The sequence below is a fragment of the Nocardia sp. NPDC127606 genome (assembly GCF_042671725.1).
In the GTDB taxonomy this organism is placed as follows: Bacteria; Actinomycetota; Actinomycetes; order Mycobacteriales; family Mycobacteriaceae; genus Nocardia.
On record NZ_JBHXWQ010000005.1, the window covers coordinates 505,677 to 513,737 of the forward strand.

An 8,061-nucleotide genomic window follows, 5' to 3' on the forward strand; every position below is an offset into this window, starting at 1 on the left:
GCTCAGCCTACTTTCACCGGCTCGGCGGTGACGGCGGGGCGGGAAGGCCACCAGGTGCGATCACCCAGCAGCAGCAATACCGCGGGCAGGATCACGATCCGGATCACGAACGCGTCGAGCAGGACCGCCGCCGCGAGGGCGAAGCCCATCTGTTTCATCTCCATGATGTGCAGTGGAACGAAGCTCGCGAACACTGTGACCATGACGAACGCGGCGCTGGTCACCGCGCTCGCCGAACCGCCGACACCCTCGACCACGGCCTGGCGGGTCGGCATGCCCGCGCGGGCGAGCTCGCTGATGCGGCTGAGCACGAAAACCTGGTAGTCCATCGACAGTCCGAACAGGATCACGAACAGCAGCAGGGGGACTCGGGAGCCGATCGAGCCGGTCGAATGGAAATCGAGCAGGCTCTCGGCCCAGGTGTTCTGGAAGACCGCGGTCAACAGGCCGAGCGACGCGCCCGCCGAGAGCAGGTTCAGCACGACACCGAGCAGTCCGAGGACCACGGAGCGGAACGTCACGACGGTCAGGACGAACGTCACCAGCAGCAACGTCGCGATGATCAGGGGCAGTTTCTGTTCCTGGTGGCGCGGGTAGTCGGCATAGCGAGCGACATCACCGGTCACCGCGTAGTCCACGCCGGAGAGGGTGCCGACGGTTGCCGGTAGGTAGTCCGTGCGGAGTCGTTCGAGTGACTGTTGGGCCGCGTCGTCGCCGACGTGGTGCTGGACCGGCAGTTCCAGCAGGCTGACCCGGCCGTCGGGGGAGGTGCGCAGTTCGGGATTGCCCGCGAGGGCGGGATCGGATTCGGCTCGTCGGGCCAGTGCGCGCAGCTCGGCCGTGACGTCGTCGGCGCGCGTCGGTGCGGCCGCCACCACTACCTGGTGCATCGACTTGAGCTGGGGGAACGCGGTATTGAGTCGATCGAACGTCTGCATGGCGGGGATGGAGCGTGGATGGGTCTCGCGGCCCATGTCGGTGAGTTCGAGGCCGAGTAGCGGCGCGGTGAGCATGAGCACGGCCAGAACCGAGACGGTCAGTGCGGCTACCGGGCGTGCGGCGGTCAGTCGCAGCAGGGAACGGGTGAGTCGACCGGTGCCCTCTCGCTGCGGTTCCGAGGGCTTGCGGGCCGCACGCCGCGCGGCTCGATCGGTCAGCACTGTCAGCAGGGCGGGCAGTGCGGTGAGCGAGCTGGCCACCGCGACCAGGGTGACCAGAATCGTGGCGGTCGCGATCGAGGAGAAGACCACGTCGTCGGCGAGATACATCGTCGCGCTCGAGACCGCGACGGCGATACCGGAGACCACCACCGCGCGCCCGGAGGTCGCCGCCGCCAGTTCCACCAGTGCCCGTGAACTGAGCGAGCTGCCCGCGCGGGCCCGCTCCTCGCGCGCCCGTTTCAGATAGAACAGGGTGTAGTCGACGCCGACCGCCATCCCGATCAGCAGGATGATGTTGGTGCCGACTCCGTTGTCGGGGAACAGATGTGAGGCGGGCAGCGACAGGCCGATCGCCGCGACGATCGACGATATCGCCAGCAGCAACGGCACCAGAGCCATTGCCGCCGAGCGGAACACGACGAGCAGGGTGATCAGGGTGATCGGCAGCGCGATCAACTCGGTTCGTACCAGATCGCGCCCGCGCAAGGCTTCGACACCGCTGCTGATCGAGGGACCGCCGGTCTGCTCGACCCGCAGGTCCGGGTACGCCCGCTGTACCTGATCGGTTTGCTCGCGCAGCGCGGCCACGTGCTTCTTGGCATCGAGTTCCGCGCCCGCCATGGTCACGTCGATGCGCAGCACCGTCTCATCCGGTGAATACACCGGAACATCAACGGATCTGACCTCGGGCAGTGTCAGCATTCGGTCGGTGATGTCCTGCGCCGCGTTGTCCGCGGCGGCCCCTCCGCCGGTGATCAGCACCCGTTCCATCGGCACCTGCTGTAGCCCGCCCGAGGTCGCGATCGCCTCACCGCGGCCCGCCTCACCGATCCAGAAGTCCTCGGTGGCAGCGGGTTTCCCGCCGATTCCGGCGCCGATTCCGACGCACAGCGCGACGAAGACGAACCAGCCGACAATGGCCCGCCACGGATGGCGCGCGCTGGCAACGGCGATCAATACCAAGCGATTTCGCATGTCGTCAATGCTGCTCGGGTGGCCGGTGCCGCAGACAGCATCGACCGGTCGAACTTCGCGTCCACCGATCGGTGGACAACGTCCGGCCAGATTCCGGAACGGTGAATTCGGCGGCGCGGAGGTCACCAGGCGGTAACACCCGGTTTTCCCGGGAAAACCGGCGGCTTTCCCTGCACACGGGCCTTACATGGGTGACCGTCGAATCCCGAAAGTGACTGTTCCGCGACGCCACCGCGTCCGACGTGATGTTTTCTTGTCTGGAGTTTGCCCTGTTCACGGCGAAGACTGAGGGGGCGCGCAGCTAGGAACCAACCGAGTTCACCCGAAGGAAGGATTCCCATGTCCGCGAAGATCAGCAAGGCGGCCGCCACGGCCGCCATCGTTCTGGCTCTCGGCGCTGTCGCCGCTCCTGCGGCCTCGGCTGCCGTGCCTGCGCCGCAGGCCGCCACTCCCACAGCATCGGAAATCGGATCGGTGGCGTTGTGCTTCCCGCTGGGCAGCGTGGAGATCTGTATCTGACACCACGCCGCTGTCAGCGGGGGAGCAGACTCGCCAACCCCGCGAGAAGTAGATCGAGGCCGAAGGTGAAATCAGCCGCGCCGGAGTGATTTCCGGTGATGACGAGCTCCGCCAGTGTGTGCAGGTGGGGATGAGTTTCGGTCGGGATGAGCGGAAGGAATCGTTGTGCGGCCGAAGCGTATTCGGAAGGGTCGAGAGGGAAGTTGACGGCCTGGATGGTGAAGCCGTAGATGTGGCTGTCCAGGGCGTTCCAGGCTCGATCGGCCTGTTCGTAGGTGAAGCCCGCGGTGATCAGGCAGCCGAGGGTGGCGTCGACGTAGCGCAGCATGGCGGGGCCGACGTTGACGCGGGAGCCGAGTAGGCCGGTGGCCCAGCGGTGGTTCAGCAGGACCTCGTGGGCAGAGGCGGCGCGGTGGCGGAGTTCGGCCTGCCAGTCGCCGCCCGCTCGGGGGACGTAGATCTCCGCGACCACCAGGTCGACTATGCCGTCGTAGAGGTCGTCCTTGTTGGCGACGTGGTTGTACAGCGACATCGCCTCCACGCCGACGGCCTTGGCGAGGTTGCGCATCGACAGGGCGGCCAAGCCCTGCTGGTCGGCGAGGTCGATGGCGGCGCGCAGGACGCGTTCCCTGGTGAGTGGGGTGCGCGGCGGCATGGTGTCCTCTCCTTGACGTACTTACGGCGTAAGTGTAGCGTCTCGCATTGGAGACTTACGCTGTAAGTGCGAGATGAGGGACAATTCTCATGACCGATGTGGATACCGCTTCGATGACCGCCTGGATCGCGCCCCGATACGGCGGGGGCGAGGTGTTGCGGACCGAGATCGTGCCGAGGCCGACGCCCGGGGACCGGGACGTGGTGGTCCGGGTGCGGGCGGCGTCCCTGTGCAGCGGGGACCTGCATCTGCTCAACGGGACGCCGTACCTGCTGCGGCTCGGGTTCGGGCTGCGCAGGCCCAAGCGTCGGATGATCGGGCAGAACGCGGCGGGCGAGGTCGTCGCGGTGGGTGACGGGGTCGCTGAATTCCGCGTCGGTGATCAGGTTTTCGGCGAGGTCCCCAGCGGTGGGTTCGCCGAGTACGTGTGTGCCGGCGAGCGTTCGTTCGCCGCTGTTCCCCCGGATCTGAGCATGGAAGACGCTGCGGCGATACCGGATTCGGGAATGACGGCCTTGCAGGGGCTGCGCGATATCGGCAAGGTCGGGCCCGGACAGCGGGTGCTGGTCAACGGCGCCTCCGGTGGGGTCGGCAGCTTCGCGGTGCAGATCGCGAAGGTGCTCGGCGCGCACGTGACGGCGGTGTGCAGCACCCGCCATGTCGATATGGTGCGCGACATCGGCGCCGACTGCGTAATCGACTACACCACAGACGATTTCACCAGAACGGACGTTCCCTACGACGTGATCTTCGACCTGGCGGGCAACCGTAAACTACGCGAGATCCGTCGCGTGCTGGCCGCGGACGGCGTGTTCATCTCCTCCGCCGCCGCGCCGGGCAACAATTGGTTCGGCCCGATCCGATGGCTGGGTCAGGTGGCACTCACCGACCTGTTCGCGCGACAGACCCTGAAGGCGCTGCTCATGCGACCCGCCGCCGCCGACCTGGAATACCTGGCCGAATTGGCTGTCTCCGGACGGTTGCGCCCGGTGATCGAGCGGCGGTTCCCCCTGTCCGACACGGCCCTTGCCGTTGCCGCGTTCGAGCAAGGGCACGCGTCGGGGAAGACCGTTCTCCTCGCCTGACGTAGCTCAGTCGGTGAGTTCTCCCGCGCTGCGCCAGGATTGGCGTTCCTCGGCGAAGGCTTCGGCTTGGAGCGCGCGGAAGTCGGTGATGGAGTCGGCGTTTTCCGCCAGGAACTTGCGGTAGTCGGCGAGGCGGAAGTCGCCGTTCTCGGTGGTGATGTCCACCTTGCCCGCCGCGAAATCCGCGCGAAGGTCGAGTAGTTCGTCCGCCTCGACCGGGTGCCAGCGGATGCGGTCGAAATAGCGCAGAAGCCAGGGGGTTTCGGGGTCGGTGGCGAAGCGGTCGACGCCGGGGCCCGCGGTGCCCGTCGGGCGGGCTCGGTGGTTCCAGACCTGGGTGGTGCGCCCGACGAATTGGTAGCCGCCCGGGCCTTCCATGCCGTAGATGCAGAGGTAGGCGCCGCCGATGCCGACCGCGTTCTCCGGGGTCCAGGTGCGGGCCGGGTTGTATTTGGTGGTGACGAGGCGGTGGCGGGGGTCGGTCGGGGTGGCTACGGGGGCGCCGAGGTAGACATCGCCCAAGCCGAGGACCAGGTATTCGGCATCGAAGACCGTCTTGTAGACGTCCTCGACGGAAGGCAGGCCGTTCATGCGGCGGATGAACTCGATGTTCCACGGGCACCAGGGGGCGTCGGCGCGCACGCCGTGCATGTAGCGGGTGATCGCTTCCCGGGTGGAGGGGTCGTCCCAGGACAGCGGGAGATGGACCGTACGACTCGGGACGACCAGCTGATCGGAATTCGGCAGCTGCGCCTCGGCTTCGGCGAGGAGGTCGAGCAGACGGGGGATCGGCAGGACGGCGGGGTCGACCCTGATCTGGAGTGAGCGGATCCCCGGGGTGAGTTCGATGACGCCACGGAGTCCGAGCGCGACGAGGTGCTGGTGCAGGGCGTGGACACGGGCGCGGAGGCCGAGATCCAGTGTGAGCGCGCCGTATTCGACGAGCACGCCGTCGTCGCCTTGGCGGCGGTAGGTCACGCCGGTTTCGTCGTCGACTTCGGTGCGGCGGAGGATGCCGTCGTCGCCGTCGCGACCCGCCGAAAGGACGGTGCCGAAGCATGCCCGTCGACGAGCGCCGAGTTGCGCTGCGGGAGCGGCATGTTCGGAACGGATGGGGACGAAGCGGACCTTGTCGCCCGGGGTGAGTTGGCCGAGTTTCCAGCGGTCGGCGGCGACCACGGTGACCGGGCAGACGAATCCGCCGAGGCTGGGGCCGTCCGGGCCGAGCAGGATCGGGGTATCGCCGGTGAAGTCGAGGGCGCCGACGGTGTACGCGTTGTCGTGGATATTCGACGGATGCAGACCCGCTTCGCCGCCGTCGGTGCGCGCCCACTCGGGCTTCGGGCCGATGAGGCGGACGCCCGTGCGATCGGAGTTGAAGTGGACTTCGTAGTCGGTCCCGATGATGGTGTCGAAGTCGGTGCGGGTGAAGAACTCCGGAGCGCCGTGCGGGCCCTCGGTGACGGCGAGTTCCCAACGGTGCGCGAAAGCGGGCTGATCGGCCATCGGAACGGCGGGGGCGAGGCGGGTCGACGGTGTGCCCAGCGTGAGCGATTCGTCGGCGCGCAACGCGGCGCCGGTCCCGCCGCCGAACTTGCCGAGCGTGAATGTCGCGGCACTGCCGAGGAATTCGTCGACGTCGATGCCGCCCGAGATCAGGATGTAGGTGCGCATGCCGGGCCCGCGGATCGCGCCGACATCGAGCACACCACCCGCCGCGACCTCGACGGTCCGCCACTGCTCGACCGGGACGCCGTCCACCCGGACATCGGCGACCGCGCCGGTCACACACACCCACGTCGGTTCGGCGAACCGCAACGCCGGTCCGCCCAGCGTGCACTCCAGCCCGGCCGCGCCTTCGGCGTTGCCGAGGACGCGATTGCCCAGGCGGAACGACAGGTCGTCCATCGGCCCGGACGGGGGAACTCCGATGTGCCAGTATCCGATTCGTCCCGGCCAGTCCTGCACGGTGGTCTGCATTCCGGGACGGACGACATCGATACGTCGCCGAGTGGGCGCCGCCGGGGTGTCCGAAGTCGGCTCCGTCGCACTGCCCAGGACAGCCGGCTTCGTGGTCGAGTCGGTGACACCACTCGGTGCGGGGAGGTTCGTTGTGGACAGGTCGGCAGCGGGATCGATGCGGGTGTCGGTGAGGCTCATCGGGTCACCACCATGCGGACCGGGGTGGGGTCGAAACCGTTGCAGGGGTTGTTGATCTGGGGGCAGTTGGAGACCAGGACCAGAGTGTCGATCTCGGCGCGGAGGGTGAGCTTCTTGCCGGGGGCGGACAGGCCGTCGACGATGCCGAGCGTGCCGTCGGGTTCGACGGGGACGTTCATGAACCAGTTGATGTTGGAGACCAGGTCGCGTTTACCCAGGCCCCATTCGAGGGCGGCGGTGAGGAAGTTCTCCACGCAGGCGTGCTGGTGGCGGGTGTGGTGGCCGTAGCGCAGCGTGTTGGATTCCTGGGAGCAGGCGCCCGCGATGGTGTCGTGGTTGCCGACCTCGTCGGCGACGACCGTCATCAAGGGGGTGCCGCCTTCGGTGCGTAAGACGCTGCCGGTGGTGAGGAAGATATTGCGCTGGGCGGCGATCGTGGCCTGGGCGCTGTAGCGGTCGGTGCGGTCGGCGGCGGAGTAGAGCAGGCAGTCGACGGCCTGGTTGCCGTGCAGGTCGATGATGTCGAGTTGGTCGCCGGCGCGGACGATCGCCGACCACGGAGCCCGGGCGGGGACGGTCTCGTCGAGGACGACGGTGCGGGTGGCGGTCATGCCGGAACCTCCGTGTTCAGTGCGGCCGTCCAGGCGGCTTCGGTGTTCTCCACGGCCCGCCGGTATTCGGGGTCGTCGTTGCGGGTGTCCAGATCCGCGGGGGAGGACCAGGCGAGTAGGTCGAGGTCGCCGGTGGGACGGTCGTCGAGGGGGTGGGGGGCGTTGGCGACCAGGAGAGTCAGCGGGAGGTGGACGATGAGGTCGAGGGTGGCGCCCGCCGGGCCGTTGCCGGTGGACTCGATCGCGCCGTCCACGGCGACCCTGGCTCCGCGGAACACAGCGATCGAGGGGCCGATATCGCGGGGCTCGAGGCCTTGTTTGGCACCTGCCAGGTGGAGTTGGTGGCGGCCCGCGATGGTGGGGCCGCACAGGGTGTCGTGGTGGCCGTCGGAGTCGGTGAGAACGGTGGCCAGGACCCGGCCCTGGTCGGAGAGCAGTGGGTGGCCCGCGCTGAGGTACGCCTGCCAGGGGACCTTCACGGTGTCGGCGACATTCAACCGCTCCCACGGTGATTCGGTCCGCAGGAGGAACAGGTGGGCGCAGGTGGTGCCGGACGGATCGCCGAGGCGTACTCGGGTGCCGCGACCGAGGGCGATATTCGCGTAGCCGCCTGCGGGAATGCGTTGTGCGACAACGATGGTGGTGGGATCTATGCCAGGGGGTGTCTCGGGGGTGGCTGTGGTCGCGGCTGCGGCCTGGGCGCGTGCGTGGGCGCGGGCGCCGGTGGTGGAGTGGGTGTTTGTCATCGTTGACCTCCTGGGAGGGATGTCCTGGGCTCGGTAGTCCCAGGGCGGTTTGGGGCTGTGTTTGTTGGCGCGCTGGCGCGCGCGTGTCCGCGGCCCTGAGGGGCCGCCGGTCAGGCGCCGTTGCTTGCTCCTTCGTCGCCTACGCAACGG

At 68.1% G+C, this 8,061-nt stretch carries 7 protein-coding genes; 2 read left to right on the forward strand and 5 right to left on the reverse strand.

From position 1 onward, the window contains the following. Positions 1-2 precede the first annotated feature (2 nt). The gene (locus ACFVJ5_RS24490) at positions 3-2,135 is read right to left on the reverse strand and encodes an MMPL family transporter (RefSeq protein WP_379223358.1); all 2,133 of its coding nucleotides are present in this window, start codon (positions 2,133-2,135) and stop codon (positions 3-5) included. A gap of 339 nt (positions 2,136-2,474) precedes the next feature. Between ACFVJ5_RS24490 and ACFVJ5_RS24495 the strand changes: the two genes are divergently transcribed. Beyond that, positions 2,475-2,654, forward strand: a complete 180-nt coding sequence (locus tag ACFVJ5_RS24495; protein ID WP_379223360.1) for a hypothetical protein — start codon at positions 2,475-2,477, stop codon at positions 2,652-2,654. Between the two features lie 13 nt (positions 2,655-2,667). On the opposite strand, the gene ACFVJ5_RS24500 is transcribed toward ACFVJ5_RS24495, so the two are convergent. Beyond that, complete coding sequence (locus tag ACFVJ5_RS24500; RefSeq protein WP_379223362.1) at positions 2,668-3,309, reverse strand: TetR/AcrR family transcriptional regulator C-terminal domain-containing protein; 642 nt, start codon at positions 3,307-3,309, stop codon at positions 2,668-2,670. An 89-nt stretch (positions 3,310-3,398) separates the two neighbouring features. On the opposite strand from ACFVJ5_RS24500, the gene ACFVJ5_RS24505 reads away from it, so the two are divergent. Beyond that, complete coding sequence (locus ACFVJ5_RS24505) at positions 3,399-4,394, forward strand: NAD(P)-dependent alcohol dehydrogenase (protein WP_379223364.1); 996 nt, start codon at positions 3,399-3,401, stop codon at positions 4,392-4,394. A 6-nt stretch (positions 4,395-4,400) separates the two neighbouring features. Here ACFVJ5_RS24505 and ACFVJ5_RS24510 read toward each other — a convergent pair whose 3' ends face one another. Genes ACFVJ5_RS24510 through ACFVJ5_RS24520 form a run of 3 tightly spaced genes read right to left on the reverse strand, consistent with a single transcriptional unit; the run spans position 4,401 to position 7,911 of the window. Then, positions 4,401-6,554: a 5-oxoprolinase/urea amidolyase family protein gene (locus ACFVJ5_RS24510; protein ID WP_379223366.1), complete on the reverse strand. Its 2,154-nt coding sequence runs from the start codon at positions 6,552-6,554 to the stop codon at positions 4,401-4,403. Next, positions 6,551-7,165, reverse strand: a complete 615-nt coding sequence (locus ACFVJ5_RS24515; protein WP_358186134.1) for an urea amidolyase associated protein UAAP2 — start codon at positions 7,163-7,165, stop codon at positions 6,551-6,553. The genes ACFVJ5_RS24510 and ACFVJ5_RS24515 overlap by 4 nt, the downstream gene beginning before the upstream one ends. Beyond that, complete coding sequence (locus ACFVJ5_RS24520) at positions 7,162-7,911, reverse strand: DUF1989 domain-containing protein (protein WP_379223368.1); 750 nt, start codon at positions 7,909-7,911, stop codon at positions 7,162-7,164. The genes ACFVJ5_RS24515 and ACFVJ5_RS24520 overlap by 4 nt, the downstream gene beginning before the upstream one ends. Positions 7,912-8,061 lie beyond the last annotated feature (150 nt).